The organism is Halocatena marina, from assembly GCF_023276375.1.
In the GTDB taxonomy this organism is placed as follows: Archaea; Halobacteriota; Halobacteria; order Halobacteriales; family Haloarculaceae; genus Halocatena; species Halocatena marina.
The window spans coordinates 597,640-619,349 of sequence record NZ_JALLPK010000001.1 but is presented as its reverse complement, the minus strand read 5'-3'; the positions used below and the strand labels follow the sequence as shown (position 1 = coordinate 619,349).

Annotated in this window: 22 protein-coding genes; 8 read left to right on the top strand and 14 right to left on the bottom strand. The window is 55.8% G+C overall.

Annotated features, from left to right (window positions below; translation table 11 throughout):
• Positions 1-28: 28 nt before the first annotated feature.
• The 3 genes from MW898_RS03020 to pyrB form a co-directional block, all read right to left on the bottom strand.
• Positions 29-673, bottom strand: coding sequence for a class I SAM-dependent methyltransferase (locus MW898_RS03020; RefSeq protein ID WP_248904450.1), 645 nt, complete (start codon positions 671-673; stop codon positions 29-31).
• Between the two features lie 90 nt (positions 674-763).
• Entirely contained in the window at positions 764-1,231 is a 468-nt protein-coding gene (gene pyrI / locus MW898_RS03015; protein ID WP_248904447.1) for an aspartate carbamoyltransferase regulatory subunit, read from the bottom strand.
• Positions 1,228-2,142: an aspartate carbamoyltransferase gene (pyrB, locus tag MW898_RS03010; RefSeq protein WP_248904445.1), complete on the bottom strand. Its 915-nt coding sequence runs from the start codon at positions 2,140-2,142 to the stop codon at positions 1,228-1,230. The genes pyrI and pyrB overlap by 4 nt, the downstream gene beginning before the upstream one ends.
• Before the next feature lie 178 nt (positions 2,143-2,320).
• Between pyrB and MW898_RS03005 the strand changes: the two genes are divergently transcribed.
• The 6 genes from MW898_RS03005 to idsA3 all read left to right on the top strand — a co-directional run bounded on the left by MW898_RS03005 (position 2,321) and on the right by idsA3 (position 10,271).
• Positions 2,321-3,676 (top strand): NAD(P)/FAD-dependent oxidoreductase, encoded by a 1,356-nt coding sequence (locus MW898_RS03005; protein WP_248909697.1) that lies wholly within the window; start codon positions 2,321-2,323, stop codon positions 3,674-3,676.
• A gap of 341 nt (positions 3,677-4,017) precedes the next feature.
• Positions 4,018-5,604: an Hsp70 family protein gene (locus tag MW898_RS03000; protein WP_248904442.1), complete on the top strand. Its 1,587-nt coding sequence runs from the start codon at positions 4,018-4,020 to the stop codon at positions 5,602-5,604.
• 45 nt (positions 5,605-5,649) lie between these two features.
• Positions 5,650-7,137, top strand: a complete 1,488-nt coding sequence (locus MW898_RS02995) for a J domain-containing protein (protein WP_248904440.1) — start codon at positions 5,650-5,652, stop codon at positions 7,135-7,137.
• A gap of 349 nt (positions 7,138-7,486) precedes the next feature.
• Entirely contained in the window at positions 7,487-7,642 is a 156-nt protein-coding gene (locus tag MW898_RS02990; RefSeq protein WP_248904438.1) for a hypothetical protein, read from the top strand.
• Between the two features lie 230 nt (positions 7,643-7,872).
• Entirely contained in the window at positions 7,873-9,225 is a 1,353-nt protein-coding gene (locus MW898_RS02985; RefSeq protein ID WP_248904436.1) for a ribonuclease J, read from the top strand.
• A gap of 11 nt (positions 9,226-9,236) precedes the next feature.
• Positions 9,237-10,271 carry a geranylfarnesyl diphosphate synthase gene (idsA3, locus tag MW898_RS02980; protein WP_248904433.1) on the top strand — a complete coding sequence of 345 codons (1,035 nt, stop codon included), beginning with the start codon at positions 9,237-9,239 and terminating at the stop codon, positions 10,269-10,271.
• A 93-nt stretch (positions 10,272-10,364) separates the two neighbouring features.
• Here idsA3 and MW898_RS02975 read toward each other — a convergent pair whose 3' ends face one another.
• The 3 genes from MW898_RS02975 to MW898_RS02965 form a co-directional block, all read right to left on the bottom strand.
• Positions 10,365-10,928 (bottom strand): response regulator, encoded by a 564-nt coding sequence (locus MW898_RS02975; RefSeq protein WP_248904431.1) that lies wholly within the window; start codon positions 10,926-10,928, stop codon positions 10,365-10,367.
• Between the two features lie 144 nt (positions 10,929-11,072).
• Positions 11,073-11,750, bottom strand: coding sequence for an alpha/beta hydrolase (locus MW898_RS02970; RefSeq protein ID WP_248904429.1), 678 nt, complete (start codon positions 11,748-11,750; stop codon positions 11,073-11,075).
• 33 nt (positions 11,751-11,783) lie between these two features.
• Positions 11,784-12,416, bottom strand: coding sequence for a VOC family protein (locus MW898_RS02965; RefSeq protein WP_248904428.1), 633 nt, complete (start codon positions 12,414-12,416; stop codon positions 11,784-11,786).
• A 275-nt stretch (positions 12,417-12,691) separates the two neighbouring features.
• On the opposite strand from MW898_RS02965, the gene MW898_RS02960 reads away from it, so the two are divergent.
• Positions 12,692-13,063 (top strand): winged helix-turn-helix transcriptional regulator, encoded by a 372-nt coding sequence (locus tag MW898_RS02960; RefSeq protein ID WP_248904427.1) that lies wholly within the window; start codon positions 12,692-12,694, stop codon positions 13,061-13,063.
• 38 nt (positions 13,064-13,101) lie between these two features.
• Here the strand turns inward: MW898_RS02960 and MW898_RS02955 are convergent, their stop codons facing one another.
• The 8 genes from MW898_RS02955 to MW898_RS02925 form a co-directional block, all read right to left on the bottom strand.
• Complete coding sequence (locus tag MW898_RS02955) at positions 13,102-13,293, bottom strand: DUF7576 family protein (RefSeq protein ID WP_248904426.1); 192 nt, start codon at positions 13,291-13,293, stop codon at positions 13,102-13,104.
• A 237-nt stretch (positions 13,294-13,530) separates the two neighbouring features.
• The gene (glmU, locus tag MW898_RS02950) at positions 13,531-14,712 is read right to left on the bottom strand and encodes a bifunctional sugar-1-phosphate nucleotidylyltransferase/acetyltransferase (protein WP_248904425.1); all 1,182 of its coding nucleotides are present in this window, start codon (positions 14,710-14,712) and stop codon (positions 13,531-13,533) included.
• Positions 14,713-14,834: 122 nt separating this feature from the next.
• Complete coding sequence (locus MW898_RS25445; RefSeq protein ID WP_264383092.1) at positions 14,835-14,960, bottom strand: hypothetical protein; 126 nt, start codon at positions 14,958-14,960, stop codon at positions 14,835-14,837.
• Positions 14,961-15,071: 111 nt separating this feature from the next.
• The gene (locus MW898_RS02945; protein ID WP_248909695.1) at positions 15,072-16,904 is read right to left on the bottom strand and encodes an FAD-binding protein; all 1,833 of its coding nucleotides are present in this window, start codon (positions 16,902-16,904) and stop codon (positions 15,072-15,074) included.
• A 45-nt stretch (positions 16,905-16,949) separates the two neighbouring features.
• Complete coding sequence (locus tag MW898_RS02940) at positions 16,950-17,831, bottom strand: succinate dehydrogenase/fumarate reductase iron-sulfur subunit (RefSeq protein WP_248904424.1); 882 nt, start codon at positions 17,829-17,831, stop codon at positions 16,950-16,952.
• 2 nt (positions 17,832-17,833) lie between these two features.
• Positions 17,834-18,205 (bottom strand): succinate dehydrogenase hydrophobic membrane anchor subunit, encoded by a 372-nt coding sequence (locus tag MW898_RS02935; protein WP_248904423.1) that lies wholly within the window; start codon positions 18,203-18,205, stop codon positions 17,834-17,836.
• 2 nt (positions 18,206-18,207) lie between these two features.
• Positions 18,208-18,597 (bottom strand): succinate dehydrogenase, cytochrome b556 subunit, encoded by a 390-nt coding sequence (gene sdhC / locus MW898_RS02930; protein ID WP_248904421.1) that lies wholly within the window; start codon positions 18,595-18,597, stop codon positions 18,208-18,210.
• 357 nt (positions 18,598-18,954) lie between these two features.
• A complete protein-coding gene (locus tag MW898_RS02925) occupies positions 18,955-19,989 on the bottom strand; it encodes a succinylglutamate desuccinylase/aspartoacylase family protein (protein WP_248904419.1) in 1,035 nt (344 codons plus the stop codon).
• 226 nt (positions 19,990-20,215) lie between these two features.
• Here MW898_RS02925 and MW898_RS02920 point away from each other — a divergent pair, with 226 nt between their 5' ends.
• On the top strand, positions 20,216-21,577 hold the full coding sequence (locus MW898_RS02920; RefSeq protein ID WP_248904417.1) for a putative ATP-dependent zinc protease: 1,362 nt from the start codon (positions 20,216-20,218) through the stop codon (positions 21,575-21,577).
• Positions 21,578-21,710 lie beyond the last annotated feature (133 nt).

Genomic DNA, 21,710 nt, shown 5'->3' with positions numbered 1-21,710 from the left:
TTCGTGGTGGTTCGGGAGCGACCGGAAGCTACGTATCGAGGCGTGCAGCGAAAAACGTCCACGGCAAGTCGTCATTTCCGTCCGAATCAGACTCGGATCCCAGCGGCTCTGGGACACCCCAGCTGTCACTGATGGTAAAACCGGCGTTGTGCAATTGGGCTCGTGTTGCGCTTGCTCCAGCAATGTTCCACTGCATCGCAACGCCGCTCTCGAGCCAATCCGGATTGTCACCGATCCACTCGTCAGTTCCTTCGCAGACGAGCAGCCGTCCGTGGGGACGAAGAACACGAGCAAACTCGTCGATGACCGCTTGATGGTCATCCATCGGGATGTGAATCAACGACCAACACGCAATGACGGCATCGAAGACTCCGTCGTCGAACGGGAGGTCTGTCATATCGCTCTGGAGGAGGAGCGCATCGGGAGCGTTCTCCTCGGCCAGCCGCAGCTGTTCGCGTGAGACGTCGACGCCGATCGCCGTTGTCACAGCGCTAATTCGAGGCAGAACTGGGATTCCCGGCCCGCAGCCGGCGTCGAGAATACGGGTCGGTTCAGAGAGCGTATCGAGAAACTGTGCGAGCAGCTCCGTATCAGGACTGTTTTCAGACCGCTGTGTGGCATACGTGTCCGCGATCTCGTCGTACGAGTGACGGACAGCGTTTTTCTCGATCATCTATGGGAATATCGAGATGGAGCCGTTCAATCGTTACGCTACACTAACTGATCGAGCGATTCACACGCTTCTTTTAAATACGAGATGGATTCAATCGGTAGCGATGTGGTCGGTCAGATCTTCGCGCACGATGGTATCACAGTAGACACACCGCACGCCATCCTCAAGCACGTCGAACTCCGAATCGACAGGTTCGTTTCGCGTCGTGATGCAGTTTCGGTTCGGACACGCGATGACTTCGGTCACAAGGTCCGGTCGGATGACGCGGCTCTTCTCGACGACATCGAAGTCGCGGATGATATTGATCGAGGCTTCGGGTGCAATAAGAGAGATCACGTCCACTTCGTTCTGGCTCAGTTCGTGACTCTCGACTTTCACGATATCCTTTCGTCCGAGTTTCTCGCTTGGGACGTTCATTCCGATACTGACAGCTTCGCCGCCAGAGCCGTCGATACCGAGGATTGCAAGTACCTTGAGTGCTTGTCCACCGGGAACGTGGTCGATGACAGTACCGTTCCGAATCTTGCTGACGCGGAGTTCGCGGTCGTTTTCACTCATTGTGTCTCACCGCCGAGCATCAGATCGAGAAGTGCCATCCGCACCGGGATGCCGTTGTGCGCTTGTTGGAAGTATTGTGCGTGTTCCGTTTCGTCGACATCGGGGGCGATTTCGTCGACGCGCGGAAGCGGATGCATCACGATGAGATCATCGTTTGCGTCCGCGAGAAGCTCAGCAGTAATGCGATACTGACCGGCGACCTGCCGGTACTCGTTCTCGTCAGGAAAGCGCTCGCGCTGAATGCGTGTCACATAGAGCACATCGAGCGTGGAGAGAACGTCATCGAGACCCGTGTGTTCACGCACGTTCGCCCCGATTTCGTGAAGATCGTACCGAACCGAGCGCGGCAGACGGAGGCTCTCTGGGCTGATGAAATGCTGTCTGGCATCCACGTTCGTTAGTGCGTGTGACAGCGAGTGGACGGTCCGTCCGTATTTCAGATCGCCCATGATACCGATCGAGAGATCATCGAAGCCGACGTTCTCGCGGATGGTGTACAGATCGAGTAGCGTCTGCGTCGGGTGTTGTCCGGCACCGTCGCCAGCGTTGATGATGGGTACGTCGACAAACTCACTCGCCATCTTCGCTGCACCCTCACTCGGGTGGCGAAGAACGAGCGCGTCAGCGTATCCCTCGATGACACGAACGGTGTCCGCGAGACTCTCGCCTTTCTTGACGCTCGATGATTCGACGGTTCCCATGTCAACCGTCGTTCCGCCGAGACGCTTCATCGCGCTATCGAAGCTCATTTTCGTCCGCGTACTCGGTTCGAAGAAAAGGAGACCGAGAATGGTGTCGGCGTACTGATTGACGTCAGGAGGACTACGGGCGATGTCGGCGGCACGGTCGAGCACCGTGTCAATGTCGGCCCGCGACAACTGTTTTGCGCTGATGAGGTGATCGTGCCGCATCATTCATCAACGGGAGATGAACCGTCTTGAATCTCTCGGCCACCGAGTACAGTGCTATTTGCTGTCATATCTGTCAGAGATGAAAGCAGATATGGTGATTCGTGCAGATGAGAGAGATTCGTTCGCGCCGTGCCGTCGGAGCGAAGCCGTTTTCTCGTTCGGTGTGAGCATCATTGCTATGGAACGCGTGGACGTGGCCGTCGTGGGTGGTGGACCGGCGGGCACCTCGGCGGGAAGAGCGGCAGCAGAGGAAGACGCTGACACCGTAATCATCGAGAAAGGAGTCCCTCGCGCTGACCGCGACGGCCCGGGACCGGACTCGACAGACGCAGCAGGGATGCTCGATTACTGGGTTGATCTCATGGATATGCGTCCGGATGAAGTTCCGGAGTCGGTAAAGTGTCGTGAGCTGAATGGAACGACCTTCTACGGGCCAAACGAAACCGTAACGCTCCGATCGACGCGAATGACGAGTTCGTATCCGAACTTCGGATTTACGTTCAATCGGGCGCGCTTTGACGACTGGTTACGCGAGCGTGCTGAGACCGCCGGAGCCGACTATCGCGTCGGCAACGGCGTTCAGAGCATCGATGTCGATGCAAAAAGCGGGCACACTCTAACGCTTCGAGACGGAGCGACCCTCAAAGCAGAATACCTGATTCTCGCGGACGGGCCCCAACGCACCGTCACAAATCGGGTGCTCGATTCACTCCTTCCAGACGGGACGATCGAAAAGCTCGCCTCACCACGGGCGAACCACATTGCCTATCAGGAGTACCGGGAGTTTCCGGACGAAGTGTTCGAGGAGGACATGCTCAAGTTCTGGTGGGGCGCGATGCCCGGACACACGGCGTACCCGTGGGTGTTCCCGAACGATGGCACTGTCGCCCGCGTTGGGCTGACGATGCCGATCGGTCTCGATCTCTCGACCATCGAAGACCCCACATCCTACGCCCTACTTCAAAGCACTGACGAGACTGTCCCCGCCGGTTCGGAGTACATTCGACGTCTGCTCGAACGTGAGTACGGTGACGAGTACGACATCGAAGAAGCGTTTCCGCTCGTCGAAGACCGGGGGAAACGGGGCGGGACAGAAACCTATCCAATCTCCTCGACGCGACCCATCGATTCACCAACGAAAGCGAACATTGCTGTGGTTGGCGGAGCGATGGGCGCGACATCGGCGTTTCACGAAGGCGGCGATCACGTCGCAGTCCGTACCGGGAAAATCGCAGGCCGTCTCGCTGCCCTCGGTGCGCTGCGTGCATACAATTCGGAATGGAAGCACACCATTGGGGACGAGATTCTGCGAAACGTCGCGCTTGCCGACGTGGTCCGCGACTACGAACCGGCCGACTGGGACCGTACATTCAGGAACGTTAACAAAATGATGAGGAACGGCGGATACCACACCTTCGATGCCCTGACATCCGGCATTTCTGGACTCGGTCTCCTCGGCAGGTACGAATGGACGAAATTCGGGTACCGGAGCGGGCGATACGTGCAGATCCAAGCGGATCAGTACAAACAGTGACACTAATTGATACGTCTGAAATATCAAGAGTAATGGTGAACGAAGATTTGAGAAGTGTACGACGCTCAATGCGATCCAAACGACCCACCCCAGTAAAACGTCCGCAAGATATGTCGCGAAAGGGCATCATCGTAACCTACTAATTTATGATCGTTATGTCCTCGTGTGGTAGTATCGGCCGTCGTGATGGTCGCCAGATTGTTCGCGATACCGTATGCGGACGATCAGGAGACGACTGTCTTCAGGCCGTCGAACCAATACCGTCAATGTACGGTAACAATAATAGAGACGCACATGGTACGGAGACGGACGGGACGGAATGGAGACATCTGTGAACACCTATGACAGGGACACCAACCATTGGAATCGATCTTGGCACGACCAATAGTGCGATCGCGCACGCTGAAGGAGGCAATATTGACATTCTGCCGAACGTGACCGGTGATCGTACCACTCCGTCCGTTGTCGCGTTCGACAGTCGCGCCGAAAAGGCTCTTGTCGGTAAGCAGGCGACGAATCAGGCAGTCAACCATCCAAAACGGACTGTCTTCTCAGTCAAACGCTACATGGGGAGTGATCAGACAATACTCATCGGAGGGAGAAATTACGAATTCACACCCGAGGAACTGTCGGGGATCATCCTCAAAAAGCTGAAACAGGACGCTGAAGCGTATCTTGGGCAGACGATCGAAAGCGCGGTCATCACTGTGCCAGCGTACTTCAACGACCGCCAACGGCAGGCAACCAAACATGCGGGTGCACTCGCCGGATTCGATGCCGACCGAATCATAAACGAGCCGACAGCGGCGTGCCTTGCGTACGGGCTGCAGACAGCCAGGGACAAAACCGTTCTCGTCTACGACCTTGGCGGTGGGACGTTCGATAGTTCGCTGATCGAGATCGACAGCGGTATTTTCGAAGTCGTGGCGACCAACGGCGATACGCAACTGGGCGGCGACGACTGGGATATGGCCATCGTCGAATGGCTCGAAGAGCGAATTGAACGCGAGCATGGTATCTCGATTGAGGGCACTCTGGCTGCCGAAGAGCGGATATTCGACGCTGCCCAGCAGGCCAAACACGACCTCTCGACACGACAAACAGCAACGATTACGATCCCGTTTTTAGAATTCGAAGGAGATACGTACGATATTGAGGCGACGCTTCGACGCGATACGTTCGAGCGTATGACCCGCGATCTCCTCGATAAGACGATCAATCTTTGTGAGGCGTTGTTCGAAGAAGCTGGCTACAGCGAACGATCGATCGATGAGATTCTTCTCGTTGGCGGAGCAACACGGATGCCACAGATTAAAAAGCGCATCACGGAGTATTTTGATCGAGAGCCCTCAAAGCGGATCAACCCTGACGAAGCCGTTGCTATTGGCGCAGCCGCACAGGCAGCGATCATCAACCACGAGATTCTTCCGGCCTCTACCCCAGGAGGCACAACAGCACCGACTGCGAACACCGAACGGACGCCTGCGACTCAGACAGTCAACAATACGGTGTTACTCGACGTTGCCCCACAGTCGCTGGGCGTCGGATTAATCGATTTAGAAAACAATGAACCGTACTATCACGTCATTATCGAACGCAATACCCCGATCCCGGTTCGGAATTCCTATATGACAACAACAGCACAGGACAGTCAGACCGAAATCGAAATCCCGGTCTATCAGGGAGACAGCGACCGGCTCGAAGAGAACGAGCTTCTCGATGAGTTTGAGCTTGGTCCACTCCCGAAGCGACCGGAAGGAGTAGCGAACATCGAGGTCAAATTCATGCTCGATGAAAACGGAATCTTGAACGTAAGCGCGAGGGACGTCGATCACGAAATCGGCGATGAGATCGAGATCCAGTCGGTTTTCGGCTTTACCGACAAGGAGCTTTCGATCATGCAGCAAAACCTCCCAGAGATACAGTAGCCGAACATCCATCACCACCAGTGACACATCCATCGTCCGATCAGAATGACCGAATCGTACTATGAGCTTCTCGGGGTCGGTCCGGAGGCCACCGAGACGGAAATAAAGCAAGCCTACCGCGAGCAGGTCAAACAACACCATCCGGACGTGAGTGACGAGCCGGACGCCCGAGAAAAGATCATGGAGATCCGCGAGGCTAAGGAGGTGTTGATGGACCCAGTACAGCGCGCCCAGTACGACCAACACGGGCAAGTGCAGAAGAACGGGCACAGCGAATCGACGCAGGGGGCAGGAGCAGGAGCGGGCTTCGGTGAACAGTGGAAACAGCAGCGCCAGTCCGACAAAGCCGACGCTTGGCAGCGACGAGCACGTGCGGGACGAAGGGCACGAACCCGAACGCGTGAACGTGAGCGCACATCGAGCGCTGAGCGCGTCGACCCCACAATCCGAGAACAGCTTGAGTGGGCAGCCGACCAGCTCAGAGATACGTTCGAGCTCTTCGTTCGACTGCTCACACAGTCTCCTGCAGACTCGATTTCGATCACGCGAGAGCGGTTTGCCGGGATAGCGACATCGCCGACGAGTATTCGTCTCGGTGCCGCGATCATACTCATTCTCGCGTTCACACAGGCCGCTCCAGCGCTTGGGGTCGCGTACGCGCCACAACAAAACCCAGGGACAGGGCTTGGGTTCGTTCTTACAGCGCTCATAATAAGCTACACGAGCTACGAACTCGTCTCGCCGCTACCGTTCGAGTCACCCCGATCGAGAGAACGGTACAAGCCAGCTGGCAGGGATCGAGTCTGGCCAATCGCCGGTGCAAACATCTTTAGCCTTGTGCTCATCTTCATGGGAACAGCCATGGGAGCAAGAGATGGCGGAATTGCGTTTTCTTTCGCCTCTGTCTTCGTATTTGCGGGCTTCTTCCTCATGCTCCCGTCCGTGTTTGGAAACGGAGCTCGGGTATTGATATCTACTGACGAAGATTCAGTTCCAAGTCGCCCAACGTGGATGGGCGTCGGATTTGGGATGCTCATCGGCGTCGTGGTACTGTTTACCGAGTGGGGCGGAAAGGGGTCATTCCAAGAGCTAGTTATTGCGGGTGGTAGTGCCACCCCGACCCCGTGGGTTGGTCAGTTCACGCTTGGTCCACTCCATCTCGGAATGATCGTGAACTTCCTGCTCGGACTCGCGCTGATAAGTGGACTACTGTGGAGCGTGATGGCAATGTGTCGAGACCTCACATCCGCTCCGTGGAGTGACCGCTACGAACACGGATATCGCGTGCGACCCGGCCTCTGGAACGCCGTGCTCGCCACGCCGTTCGTCGTATTGACGTGGATGATCGCTGTCGACATTCAGCGCATCCCTGTCGACGTGCTCGGGAGCACGATAATGGTCTCGCGCGTGAGCCTCTTTACACTCATCTTCCTGCTTCCAACGATGCTGACTGGCGCGTACATTCTCCGGCGGCGTGCTGAGCCATTCCTCCGAGAAAAGCTGTTCTACCCACCACCACCACAAGGGGAGTGAACCGCTGTTGTATCGACGCTCCTTAATTTCCTGCTCTCCAATTTCACTTCACTTTCACTTCTATTTCCACTGCTTCCCTGTTCCCACAAGCGCTTTGTTTGCGTCGCTGCTAGCGTGACTGCGTGCCGTTAGTCCCCGCCCGAGTATACCCCGCGATTGTGCGGGTGCGATGACAGTGCGGCGAACCCAGGCACGCGACACACGCCCGACACGAGGGTTTCCCGGCCGACGCGGCACGCAGCCACGGGATGACGCTGGACGTTAGTGTTTCGGGCAACAGTTCCTTCATACAGGGATGCGATACCAGACGTTCGGTAAATTGTCCGTTTTTGCATTTGCATTGATACTTGTGAGTTTCATTATTCTTGGGCTCTCACGGATCGTCCTCGCGTACCGAACCGCGCGTATACTCGCCGCTCCGACGATGTTTCTTGCGCTGTTGCTTGTCCTATATCTGTTCACCCGAGCAGTACTCTCGTGGATCGGCGTGAGTCGAATCGAGTAGCACGGCCTATCAGGACAGGAGACAGGGCGTTGTGAGCACACGAACCAAAGTCACGTAGTTTTTAACACAGCAGCCAGTACTGTGTTGTAACCGAGAGAACGGTCGCCCCGGGGTGCGAGCGGGCGACCGGCGAGCGGCAACTGCCGAAACGAAATCACACGGTTCTCGCCGGTGGGCTGCGGTGTAGCACGAAAGTCGTGCCTCCTGGCGGCTTACTCGGAGTTACGACAATGGAAATCGAAATTGCAACGATAGGAGGATACGAAGAGGTCGGCCGACAGATGACGGCCGTCCGTACCGGAGATGACGTCGTCATCTTCGATATGGGTCTCAACCTCTCGCAGGTACTGATTCACGACAACGTCGAAACTGAGCGGATGCACAGTCTCGACCTCATCGACATGGGTGCGATCCCCGACGACCGCGTCATGTCTGACCTTGAGGGCGACGTGCAAGCGATCGTGCCAACGCACGGTCACCTCGATCACATTGGAGCGATCTCGAAGCTCGCTCACCGGTACGACGCGCCCGTCGTGGCAACTCCCTTCACCATCGAGCTCGTCAAACAGCAGATTCAGTCCGAAGAGAAATTCGGGGTCAAAAACGATCTCGTGAAGATGAACGCCGGGGAGACGATGCCGATCGGCGATTCAGGAAACGTCGACATGGAGTTTGTGAACGTCACGCACTCTATCATCGACGCGATCAATCCCGTCATCCACACTCCCGAGGGAGCCATCGTCTACGGGCTGGACAAGCGCATGGATCACACGCCAGTCATCGGCGATCCGATCGACATGAAGCGCTTCCGTGAAATCGGACGCGAAGGGCCGGGTGTCCTCGCGTACATCGAGGACTGTACCAATGCAGGACGGAAGGGTCGCACGCCGAGTGAATCCGTCGCTCGTAGACATCTCAAAGATGTGTTGTACAGCATGGAGGATTACGACGGCGGAATCGTCGCTACCACCTTCTCCAGCCACATCGCTCGTGTGACGAGCCTCGTCGAATTCGCAAAGGACATCGGCCGCCAGCCAGTCCTGCTCGGTCGATCGATGGAGAAGTACTCTGGAACGGCAGAGCGACTCGATTTCGTCGACTTTCCGGAGGAGCTCGGGATGTTCGGCCACCGAAAGTCCGTCGATCGGACGTTCAAGCGCATCATGAACGAAGGGAAAGAAGACTATCTCCCGATCGTCACGGGCCATCAAGGAGAGCCTCGTGCAATGCTCACGCGAATGGGTCGCGGCGAGACCCCCTACGAGCTCACTGATGGGGATAAGGTCGTCTTCTCGGCACGGATCATTCCCGAGCCGACAAATGAAGGACAGCGCTATCAGTCCGAAAAGCTCCTGAAGATGCAGGGAGCACGCATCTACGACGACGTCCACGTCTCTGGTCACCTGCGTGAAGAAGGTCACTACAGAATGCTACAAGCCCTCCAGCCCCAGCACGTTATTCCGGCCCACCAGTCGATGGCTGGCTTCGCGCCGTATGCTGATCTGTGTGCTGCTCAGGGCTACACTCTCGGACGAGACCTGCATGTTTCGTGCAACGGGAACATGATCCAACTCGTCGACTAAACACAACAACCATGAAATCCACAGGCCGTAACCGAGTGGCCGAGGCCGTTCATCAGCGTCGCGGACTTGTCAACGATGCCATCTGCGAACGATTACCGATAGAGCATCCCGAGCGTCTCTATGAAGCCTCCCGATACCTGCTCGATGCAGGTGGCAAGCGGCTCCGACCGACAGTCTTCCTGCTCACAGCAGAGGCGCTTACTGGCGTGGAACCGACGAGCGACGATTACCGCAAGTTCGGTCCGGAAGAAATCGACATCATGAGTGGCGCTGTGAGCGTCGAAGTCATCCAGTCGTTCACCCTCATCCACGATGACATTATGGACGACGATGACCTCCGTCGCGGTGTCCCGGCTGTTCATCGTGAATACGATCTCGATACTGCAATTCTCGCTGGAGATACGCTCTATTCGAAAGCGTTCGAATGTATGCTCGACACCGGTGCGCCCGCGAGTCGAAGTGTTCAGGCACTCGATGAGCTGGCGACGACCTGCACAGAGATCTGTGAAGGACAGTCACTCGATGTCGAGTTCGAGCAGCGGGGTGATGTCTCGACCTCGGAGTATCTCGAGATGGTCGAGCTCAAAACGGCGGTCCTCTACGCCGCGTCGGCCTCTATCCCTGCGATTCTCCTCGGAGCCGAGACAGAAACCATTGAAGCGCTACACGACTACGGTCTTGACGTGGGTACGGCCTTTCAGATACAGGACGATCTACTCGATCTCACGATTCCAAGTGAAAAACTCGGAAAACAGCGCGGGAGCGACCTCGTCGAAGGCAAGCGGACGCTAATCAGCCTCCATGCCCGAGAACAAGGTGTCGACGTCGATTCACTCGTCTCCACGGAGAGCGTCGAAGCGGTCTCTGAGTCGGAGATTGACGAGGCCGTCGAGCGTCTCGAAGCGGTTGGAAGTATCGAGTACGCGCGGAACGTTGCTCGTGATTTGATCTCCGAGGGGAAAGACCGTCTCAGTGTCCTACCAGAATCCGAAGCTCGTCTCGTCCTCGAAGATATCGCAGACTTTCTCATCGAACGAGAATACTGACAACGAACTGTCCGTGTTGATGTGATCACGGAAATTATATCTCTCGTCTCGAATTGAATCGAGGTAAAATAGAGTCGCAGAACACTCCTGCTTTTACGTCGTATTCCTCATGATACTGATGAACTCATCATCACCCATCGATTCGGTTTGTTGTTCGAGTCGGTCGCTGAGTTCGTCGATCCGTGCTTCGAGTTCAACATATTCCTCATCGGACTGTCGTGACTCCGCATCAGAGTCGGCCTTCAGTGCCGAACGTTTTTCGAGGAGGTCGAAATATTTCTGTTCGAGATCTATGTATTCGCCTCGATCGAGCATCTGAGAGACGGCTGTTAGGAGTTCGTTTTTGGTGATTGGTTTGGTACAATACGCGTCGGCTCCAGCCTCAATGAGATTTTGCCCCGACTCGACGGCAGTTGCCATCACAATCATGCAGTCGAGATCACGATCCCGAACGACTTCGATCACTTCATCGCCGGTCACTTTGGGCATGATACGGTCCAACACAATAACGTCCACAGTATCATCAATCTGTTCGAGTGCCTCCTCACCATCCTGCGCTGTTCGCACGGAATAGTCCTCTCGCAGCCAATGGGCATAAATTTCCACGAGCGATGGTTCGTCCTCGACGACCAACACGGTTGGATCCGCTTTGCTCATTGGTGCGACATCATCTGGCCAATATGATTAAAATTTCGATTGGTTAAATATACTTTTCAAAGAATTTTTTCCACCATACATACTACTCCCAAAGATAGACCGAGGTTCAGTTCGGGAAAACGGAGACGGGTGATTACGGGACAGTTAGCGGAGGCGCTCGACGAGTTCGGTTACAGCCTTCTGTTCGTCTTCGTTGATTCCGTGACCCATTCTCTCGTAGATGCGTTCGGTCACATCTCCTTCGAGAGCTTCGAAAATGGTCGTCGTTTCGTGAACTCGTTCGAGGGGAATATGTGGGTCGTTGTCACTGCATCCGATGAAGATGGGGGTTCCTTCGAACGATCCGTCGTAGTCACGAAGCGACGTCTCAGGACCGATCACGCCACCCGAGAGGATAGCTACGCCTCCGTAGCGTCGAGGCTTCCGAGCGACGAACTCAGCGGTAAGACATGCTCCTTGTGAGAATCCGAGGAGAAGCGTCCGTTCGAGCGGAATTCCAGCCGTTTCAACCTCCACGAGTGCACTATCGATGGCTTGTAATCCCGAGGAAAGCCCCGGTTCATTGCTCTCTGTTTCTGCAAGAAACGAGTTTGGATACCAGCTCTGTCCCATGGCTTGGGGCGCGAGCGCCACTTGTTCTGATTGACGGAACGTTTCGACGAACTGGAGAATGCTACGTGCCGTCGCTCCCCGCCCGTGGAGGGCAATCACAGCTGATCCGGCCGCGTCCGGTGATGCACCCATCGTCATGAGCGGTTGGTTCTGGTGAGGTTCAGACGCGTTGTGATGAGAGTCAGAGTCGGGATCAGATTCCGGAGTCATGGAGTTTCAGCTAATTTCTATCGTCTGTCGAAATCACTCATTGAGCTGTCCCGTCCCACTCGATGCGTCGGGGAGGTCGTACGGTTCGATCGGCAGTTCGAGTTCATCAAGCGCTGCCTCCACGTGTTCTGTATCGACGTAGCTTTCTCCGTCCTCTTCACGTATCCGCTGGGCGGTTGCCAGTACCTCAGCACGCCGTTTATCGGGTATGTCGTATTTCTCAGTCGAAAGCTCGATGACGAGTCCGTTGTGGTCGTGGGTGTACAGAGAGTGAAATGCGCCGCGGTCGAACTCGTTGAACCGCCGACCGTTCTCTGCAAGCGCGTTTCGTACGTCAACGAAGCGCTCGGGAGCGATGCGAAACGCGAGATGGTGAACCGCACCAATTCCCGGCCGCTGTGGTCCGTTGTGTGACTGACGATCGTCGCTCACGAAAAACGTGAGCATGCGCCCATCACCAGTGTCGAAAAACAGGTGCGTTACGTCAGGAGCGTCGAGATTCGGCTGTCTGAGAACGAGGGGCATACCGAGCAGATCGCGGTAGAACGCAATTGTATCCTCCTCGTTGCTCCCAATGAGCGTGATGTGATCTGTCCCGGTGGTGTGAATCAGGCTATCCGGAATATCTGCGGTCACGTCTGCGTCAGTTTGAGTTGCGTCGGTCATTGTTGTTTAATCGTTGGTCCGCAAAGGTGTTAGTCATTTTCACAGTTCAGCATTCATCACGTACGTCCACCGTGGATGGTCGATTTACCCTCACAGTACCGCCACCGGTGGCATAACGTTACTACGTTCGCACTCGAACCAATATATGTCTTACCTGATACTAGTGTAACTAGGTGACACGCGGGTCACCACGAAGAAAAGCAGTTTCATTTTGTAACCGAATTCGGATCCGAACCAATATGTGGTGCGATGACGACCATCCGGAATGAAGACCGATGACTGCTAGTGACGATCGCAAGCAACTCGTGGATCAGTACAGCGAAGACGCGTGTTTCGTGATCGATTCTCTTGAGCAGATCGGCTCACGGTGGCGCCTGATCGTACTGCACGATCTACAGGACGGTGAAAAGCGATTCAACGAACTCAAACGCTCAACTGATGCGAGTTCACGAACTCTCTCTCGTGTGCTTGATGATCTACAGGAGATGGATTTCGTTACGCGACGTCTCGAGGAAGACGCGCCCGTTGCGACGTACTACAGCCTCACTGAGAAAGGTATGTCGCTGTGTCCTGTCTTCGAGGAAGTCGAACGATGGGGCCAAAAGTGGATCGGGGATTCGGACGCTCCGGACGAAGCGCCGGACTGAGAACGATCGAGTCAGTTCGATGCTCTCTACAGCCACTCTCATTCACTCGTCGCTTCTGGTGATAAGCACACGTCGTCGCAGAAGTGGCTTGTTTTCGTTGTATTGTCTTCGATCCACGTGATGACGCGGTGAGTCGGCTTGTTTACGATTGGCTCGCTGCAGGTATCACACTGTGGTGCGTCCTCCTCGCAGACGTCCGCTCCGAGGCTGGATGTCGGATCGACTGTCATTGCTTTCTCTCTGTGTACTGTCCCACCAGATCACTCACATGATATGACGCATTCGTCTCCACGCTTTGCATTACTTCTTCGTAGGTGCCATCATATTTAGGCGCATATTTTCTGGCAGGTATACAACAGGCCGTAACCGTTTAACTAGTACGCAGTACGTTCACTACCGAACACGAACGTGCTCACTGCGTTCGAATCACGCTGCTATTCGGGCGCTTGACCAGCTGTTGTCTATCGCTATCGGTCGCGTTGTACACGTTCGCCGGGTTCGGTGGTCGCGCCTGGTGAGAGGACAACGCCCGGTGCGAGTGAGGTGTTGATTCCCGTTTTGGCCCCATCGCCTGCAACAACGCCGTACTTTCGCCGCCCGGTCGAAGTACGGTCTCCTTTCACTGTTTGCTTAATATCGCCACCGTCGTGGCGAAGGTTTGCAACCTGTGTTCCAGCACCGAGGTTCACGTCTGGCCCAAGAAGGCTGTCCCCAACGTACGAGAGGTGAGGAACGTTCGTATCGTGCATCACGATCGTGTTTTTGAGTTCGACACTGCTTCCAATGTGGCAGTGCTCTCCAACGAGGGTCCCACCACGAATGTACGCATTAGGACCAATGCTGGCATCTGATCGGATTAGTGCTGGTCCTTCGATAAGGACACCCGGTTCGATCGTCGCACCACGCTCGATGACAACGGAGCCTCTGATTTCGGCGTCATCGTGGACCTCGCCGTCGATACGGCGATCGAGCGATGCGAGTTTCCACTCGTTGGCTTCGAGGAGTTCCCACGGTCGACCGACACCGAGCCACCGTTCGAGCACGACAGTACGCACGTCCTGCGCTTCGATGACGCGTGCGAGCACGTCGGTGAGTTCGTGTTCGCCACGTTCGCTCTGTGGGACTGAAAGCCACTCGCGGGCTTCGCTCGGAAAGACGTACGCTCCGGCGTTCACGAGATCGCTCGGTGGGTCTGCTGGCTTTTCGACAATTCCCGTTACGTTCCCGTCCTCAACCGAGAGGACGCCGTAATCCGAAGGATTGTCGACGCGGAACGAAGCCACCGCCGGACCCCCTTCGAACAGTGCGGCGATACTCGCCTGATCGTACAGATCATCACCGTTGAGGACCACGAACGGACCGTCGATGTGCTCTTTCGCTGCATGCACTGCGTGTGCTGTTCCGAGCTGTTCTTCCTGAGTAGCGTAGTTGACGGGCACACCCTCATACTCGTCGCCGAAGTACGACCGAACAGATTCTGCCTCATAGCCCACGACGAACACCAACTCATTCGCACCAGCCGCGATGGCTGCGTCGGCAGTGTGTGCCACGAGCGGTCGATCGGCGACTGGTAGCATTGGTTTGGGTGTCGAGTGCGTCAACGGACGCATCCGCGTTCCCTCTCCTGCAGCAAGGATGATTACCTGCATACCGAAAGGCGCGTACTCAGCCGGGATATGCCTACTGCTATGGTGTGGGCGAAAATCGATACGGCTATCCTTATTGTGGTAGATATGGTCTGTTCGATCGTTAACTCGCCGTCTTCCCAGTACTAACGGAGCTTGTTACCATCATCGATGTCGGCACATGCGCGGATCGGGGCCGGGATCGGTGCTTGATTGCCCGAAATCGCCCCTTCACCGATCGTGGCTGTCGATCCGTTCGTCGGGTCACTCATACCTGAAAATACGGTTATATCCCTCATAAACCCACACTACGCCACACACTAACGAGACCGTAAAGAGGACTGCGAAACGACACCGGAATTCGACCGTATCGTAGAGGCGGGTCAGTAGCTCCGAATTTTCGGTTCGTACACTTTATCCTCACCTTCGAGGATAACGTCAGTGTAGTACAGCTCCGGACTGCCGTCGTTCCACGCGACCATCGTGTGCTTGAGCCAGTGTTCGTCGTCTCGCTCTTGGAAGTTCTGGCGCCAGTGTGCACCACGGAATTCCGTCCGGGCAAGTGCACCAAGCGTGAGAACCTCTGCGAGATCGATGAGGTTGCGCGTCTCGATGGTGTGGATTAGGTCCGTGTTGAACGTCCGTGATGGGTCGCTCACGCCGACATCTCGATACCGTTCCCGACAGGCGTGGATGTCTCGAAGCGCCTGTTTCAAGCCGTCCTCATTCCGGAAGACGTTCACGTTTGCCGTCATCGTCTGCTGGAGATCAGACCGGACTTCAGCGTGATTCACGCCATCACGCTCCATCAGTGTCTCTACGCGCTGTTGCTCCTGTTCGAGCGTGTGCGTGACAACGTCTTCTGCGGTTGCATCGAGTAGCGCGCCACCGTCTGCGACGATATCCGCTCTGCTCTCCTCATCGAGACCCAGCGCAACGGGTGACTCGACGTCGCTGTCCTCGATTTTCGCGGACGGTCCGGTTTTGATCTGCGGCACTACTGACTCGCTTCTGGCCGCGTGGCGACCCGCGCGTGCGCCGAAGACGATGAGTTCTGGAAGCGCGTTTCCACCGAGGCGATTCGCGCCGTGAACGCTCACACAGGCACACTCACCAGCAGCGTACAGCCCTTCGATACAGGTTGCGCCGTTCTCGTCTGTCTCGATGCCACCCATTTCGTAGTGTTGGCCCGGCTTGACTGGCATCGGTTCTTCGAGCGGATTGACGCCCTCGAAGTCAGTTGCGAGGTGGATGATATTCTCCAATCGGTCCGTGATGCGCTCGTCACCCAAGTGACGCATATCGAGGTGAACAGCGTCGTCCTCGAAGCCTCGTCCAGCCTCGACTTCGGTCACTTCGGCGCGGGCAACGACGTCACGGCTTGCGAGTTCTCCGTCGTTTTTCGCGTATCCGTGCTCGAACATGAAGCGCTCGCCCTCGCTGTTGTAGAGAATACCACCTTCGCCACGAACACCTTCGCTGATGAGCACCCCTGTCGAGGGGAGTGTCGTCGGATGGAACTGCACGAACTCCATGTCCTGAAGCGGAACGCCCGCCCGGTACGCCATTGCCTGCCCGTCGCCCGTTTGAGCGACCGCATTCGTCGTGTGGGCGTACAGCTGACCGGGGCCGCCGGTCGCAATCACGACACCGTCAGCGACGAAGCCGTTGAGCTCGCCGGTCTTGATGTCGTATGCGATACAGCCGTGACAGCTGCGCTCTTCAGGATCAGCGTGGTCGGTGACCGCCAGCTCCATTACATACTGCTCGTCATACACCTGAATACCACGCTTTACCACCTGCTCGTACATGGTGTGCAGGAGGTGATGGCCCGTCTCAGCACCCGCGTACGTCGTCCTCGGGAACGACAGTCCACCAAACGGACGTTGTGAGACTCGTCCGTCTTCCTCGCGCGAGAATGCCATTCCCCAATGTTCGAGCTGAATAGTCTCTTCGGGGCTGTCCTGACAGAGGGTCTCGACAGCGGGTGCATCACCGATGTAATCAGACCCCTTCATCGTATCATAAGCGTGGTCTTCCCACGAATCGCCCGCTCGAAGCGCAGCGTTGATTCCGCCTTCGGCCGCACCCGTATGGCTCCGTACCGGATGAAGCTTCGAGACGAGCGCAACATCTGCTCCCTCCTCGTGTGCTGCAATTGCTGCCCTGAGACCAGCACCACCAGCACCGACCACGATCACGTCGTGTTTATAGATAGACATAATGTGTTGTTGTTCGTTTTGGGTTCGTATTCGTCCGATTCACCAGAATTTGAGGTTGCTTTTCACTGCCTCTCGTTTCAATTCCTGTATGTGCTCTGTGAGAGGGATATCCTTTGGACAAACGTTCGTGCAGGAGAACTGTGTCTGGCACCGCCACACGCCATTTTCCTGCTCGATGGTTTCAAAGCGCTCTTGTTGTAATGCATCGCTTTCGCGGTCGTCCATCGCAAACCGGTAGGCTTTGTTGATCGCCGCCGGCCCGAGATAGTTTCCGCCAGCCGCGATGTTACACGAGGATGTGCACGCGCCACACCAGATACAGCGCGTACTCATCTTGATTTTCTCTCTGTTTTCACGCGTCTGGTTCTGTTCTTCGAGTCCCGACGGAACGTCTTCGTCGCGGAAATACGGATCGACCGCGTCCATCTGCTCGTAGAAGTGTTCCATATCGACGACGAGATCCTTCACGACTTCCTGATGCGGTAGCGGTTCAATGCGCACTGGATCGTCGAGATCAGAAACCTGCGTTTGACAACCGAGGCGCTGGGCACCATTGATGAACAGTGCGTCGGACCCACAGATCGCCTGTCGGCAGGAATGGCGGAACGTAAGCGATGAGTCGTAGTGATCGCGCGAGTAGATGAGCGCGTCGAGAACTGTCATACCCTTCTTGAACGGGATATGAAAGTCATCAAATCGTGGTCTGCTTTTGCTTTCGACTTCTGGATCGTAGCGAAAGACTTTGAGATGAACCGTCTGCTCGTCTGTCTCGGATTCCGACTCGGCTCGTTGTTCGCGCTGATCGCTCCGCTCTTGCTTTTTCGCGAGTCGTCGCTGCTGAGCAGCTGGTATCTGTTCTTCTGTTTGTTCCGGTGCTCCCGTTTCGGATTCGGACTCGGATTCTGGAACGTGTGTACTCATGATCAACTGATAGTGACACCGGCCATCACGGTTGCGACACGGATTCCCTGGATAACGAGGAGGAGCCCCGTGATGATGAGACCGTACTTGATGACTGCTCGTGGTGTTCCCTCAAGTCCCTGATTCACGAGGGCGTTGTAGACGCCGTTGACGCCATGGAACGTTGCGGCAATGAGGAACGAGACCATTGTTACGAAATATCCCGGTTGACTCATACGGGCCTGTGTCCCCGCAAACTCAATCTCGGCAGCGTGATGCACGAAGTGCAACAACATGAAGTGGAATGCGAGCACACCGATGAGAAATACCGCTGTCACTCGTTGGAGTAGCCAGCGTGTGTCGTCCCGAGAGAACGATGTGTAGTATTCTGCCATTGTTATAACCCCGCGAGGAATGTTGGCACGCTTGCGACGGTAATCGCTCCTGTGAGTACTAGCGACGCATAGAAGCTTTTGTCTTGCGCATCCAGCCCGACACCCAGATCGACGAACAGTAAACGGATACCATTGAGGATGTGGAAGACGGCGACTGCGAGCAGTCCAACCTCCATAAACCGGACGATGGCAAGTGCCTCAAGTCCTTGAAGCGTGTTGGTGTAAAGGGCTGGACCTTCGATAGCGGTGCTAAGAACAGCGATGTGGGTGAACAGATAGCCGATGAGAACCCAGCCGGTGAACTTGTGGAACACCCACGCCCACATTCCGGCAGAGAACTCCGCCCAACGGCCGAAGTCCTCAACGAGTCCCCGATCGTACGACTGACTCATGTGTACCTTCGGATTTGAACCCGCCAATATAGTAGTTTGTGAACTGTAGACGCCGACTCGAACGGTTTGCTGGTCACAAGAAAAATGCAAGTAGAATCAATGATAAAATCTCGTCCACAACCAATGATTTATCTGAATCATGTACGTTCCCCATCCGTGGAACGATCTCAGCCACGGACTCAATAGATGAGTGGGTGAATGCTCCGATGAGCAATTCCAAGCACGTTCAAACAGCACTCTCGAACGAAGAGCATCGTTATTTCAGAACGCTTGCAAAAGAACGTGATCTACGATCGAATGACGCGTACCGATTAGATCGAGAATGAAGCAACCGAACGCATCTCAGCGAAGACGAGGTTAGGATCGTCCGTTTTTGGCTTGTTCGAGTTCGATTGCTCGTCGAGTACGATCATTGAGTTTCACGAGGTGGCAGATAGGATTCCCCGGATAGACGAGCGGATTTTCGAGCACGCCGACGAGGAGACCAGTAAACGGCGCAGTGACTTCCTCGGTCTCGACGTGGAACGGATCTGCAATCGTACAGATGGTGTCGTTTTCGTAGACGAGCGAGCCGCGATCGTAGTGCATATCGACCAACCCACCAGCGTCGGCACGAAGCCACGTCTTATCGTTACTTGTTTCGATGACCGTCCGCCAGCCGGGCCAGCGAACTTTCTCCATCGTGCGAATGCTGAACTCCGCGAGGACGCTCTTTACGCCCTCAAGCGCTCGATCGATGAGGGACCGCTGAAAGCGGTGTGCTTCACCCATCTCAATGGTGATTGTCGGCGTTCCCGCTTCCGTGGCCTCGCGCCGGAGGGTGCCTTCCGGACCCTCGCTCGAGATGATAACGTTCGTCGAGAAGGCGTTTGCGAGCCGCGAGACGGACTCACGCTCTGTGTTCGCCCGGACGTGAACCATGTTCGTCCGACCTCTCGTCGAGGTGTGAAAGTCGAGACCGTAATCACACGGCTCGATGAAGTTGTGGAAGATGCGGTAGGCCATGCGCTTTGAACCAGTGCTCGTTTCACTGCCCGGAAACGATCGATTCAGATCGCGGTCGTAGATCGGAAGATACCGCTGTTGGGCAATGAACGCAGGAACGTTCAACACGGGGAGGCAGACGAGCGTCCCCGCGAGATCAGCGTGATCTCCCATCCCCGTATACGCGACCTCGCGCACGACTTCGATCCCGTTCAGCTCATCACCGTGCGCAGCCGCGCTCAAGAACACGACCGGTCCCGGCCGCTCGCCGTTGATGATCGTGACTGGAATCCGAACCGGGTCGCCGAGATACGTCTCACTGACCGTATACCGGAAGTTCTGGGTCTCTCCCGGCCTGACAGCCCCACCCTGAAAGGTGAACGCATCGTCATCGTCTCCCTCGGCCATGACGACACACGACGGCGACCGGTAATAAAACATCTTAACTGAGTCGACATCACCAATCGACACGATAGTGAATCAATTCGTGAACAACTGTCCCATTCTACCCACAATCATACATGTCACATAGTAACTTAATTAGAAATATCCTCTTTGCTGAGCTATCTATCTGCCCATGAGTAGTTTCTGAATCGGCAACTCTTTGAACGGTCCCACACACAGGTTTGCGTACATGTCTGTTTCGGAGGATTCGAAACAAGTTCGGGTTGGTGTGCTCGCGCTCCACAACAGCAAGGAGACGAAGGTAATTTTAAATGCGGTCGAGGATCTCGGTCATCAGCCAGTTTGGTTACGACGCGAAAATACGTCAGTTTCCATCGAGGATGGTGAGGTCACCCTCGATCCCGAGGTAGACATCATCGCTAATCGGCTGTTGCTTTCGAACAGCGAGGAGCCAGCCGAAGGAATGGGGTTGGCTGCGACGTTTGATCACATTCGACCGATGCTCAATCGGCCAAAGTCCGTCCAAACGTCGATACACAAGTTTGCTACTGCGGTGACGCTCGCTGACTGGAACATTCCAGTTCCCGACGCGCTCCTTGCACTCTCGAACGAACGGCTCAACGAGGGGCGCGAGCGTTTTGGCGATATTGGCGTCTACAAGACAGCTATCGGTACCCACGGTGGTGGTACATGGAAGGTCAAGCTCACCGAACCAGTCAATCCACGCGTCGGGAATCGACAAGCGTTCCTTCAGGATCTCATCGAGCGCGACGGCGAACGGCACCGGGATCTACGCGTTTACATTGTCGGTGAAGAGATCATCGGTGCGATGCGACGGTACGCGCCGGATGGTGACTGGCGAACGAACGTCGCACTCGGTGGCGAGGTACAGGACGCGACTGAAGAATTACCCGAAGAAGCCGCCGAGACAGCGCTCTATACATCAGAGGTCATGGGTCTCGATTACGCTGGAATCGACCTCGTAGAGGGCTACGATGGCTGGTACGTGCTCGAAGTTAATCCGACTGCTGGATTCAAAGGACTGTATCGTGCGACTGGTCGAAACCCCGGGCCGTACATTGCACAGAAAGCCATCGAGCACGTCGGCGGTACTGTCGAGGAAGAGCGCGTGCACGAACTGGCAACGACGCTCGATGATTCGACGCCATCGTGTATGCCATCCACTGCACGAACGACTCCCGAAGAAGTACCACTCATCGGCTACATCGAGGAAGTCGTCGTTAGCGGTACGAGTGGATCAACCTCTTCGCTCGCAAAATCTGATACAGGCGCTACCAGATCGAGCATCGATACGTCGCTCGCTGCCGAGATCGGTGCAGGCCCCATCAAAAGCATGACGCGTGTCAAGTCGGGAAGCGTGAAAGGAGGAAAAGCCCGGCCAGTTGTCGACCTCGTCATCGGGATCGGTGGCCGACAGCACACGGTCACCGCGAGCGTCGAAGATCGGAGTCACATGGATTACCCGCTCCTTCTCGGCCGTGATATCCTCCAACATTATCAGGTCAACGTCCGACGACGCGCTGATATCGATCAGGTCAACGCCTCACACGGCGACGAGACCGAAGAGTAAGCCCATCTAGTTCGCTTGCTCAAGACCGTCGATTGGTAACCGAATCCCTCCACTGTACGATACGATACACGATCTGATTTGTGAAGATACCCTTCGATTCGTGAGGATTGAGGCAGCGCACTGTCCGAAAATA